Annotated in this window: 1 protein-coding gene; it reads left to right on the top strand. The window is 62.4% G+C overall.

What is annotated here, in order from left to right:
• The coding region (locus ACODSD_RS24750; RefSeq protein WP_488878608.1) for a calcium-binding protein at positions 1-710 on the top strand (710 nt) is incomplete at both ends.

Below are 710 nucleotides of genomic sequence, written 5' to 3'. Positions count from 1 at the left end.
CGCGACGAGTTGCGCTTCGGCGCCGGTATCCGTCCGGAGGATGTGAAGACGGTGAAGGATGGCAATGATCTGATCTTCCAGGTGGGCAGTGGCGGCGACAGCGTGCGGGTGAAGAACTGGTTCGCCGACAAGGCGTACTGGATCGAGCGGGTGATCTTCGCCGATGGCAGCGAGTGGAGCGCGCAACAGTTGACAGATCAAGGCCTGAAGCTTGGCGCTGGGAATGACATCTACAACACCGTGATTGGCATGGCGGCGCGCGATGTGCATGGTTTGGAGGGCAACGACACGCTGAACGGCGGCAGTCTGGCCGACAGCCTGTATGGCGATGCCGGTCAGGATCTGCTACACGGCAATGACGGCGACGACAGCCTGTATGGCGGCGCCGGCAACGACACGTTGAACGGCGGTAATGGCAATGACCTGCTGGAAGGCGGTGACGGCGATGATGTGCTCAATGGCGGACAGGGCGTGGATACGCTGCGAGGCGGCGCCGGCAACGATGTGCTGACCACGGATTGGTGGGGCTGGGGCAATACCTTCGAAGGTGGCGTCGGCAACGACACGATGCAGGGCAGCTACGCCAAGGACGTATACGTGTTCAATCTGGGGGATGGTCAGGACACGATCACAGACGTGGCGGTGGGTGGGGTGCTGGGCGGGGAGTCGTGGCATAACTACCGCGACGCGGCCGACAACGACCCCAACTA

The organism is Chromobacterium sp. FG22 (genome assembly GCF_057809415.1).
This window is presented reverse-complemented; position numbering and strand designations above follow the sequence as displayed.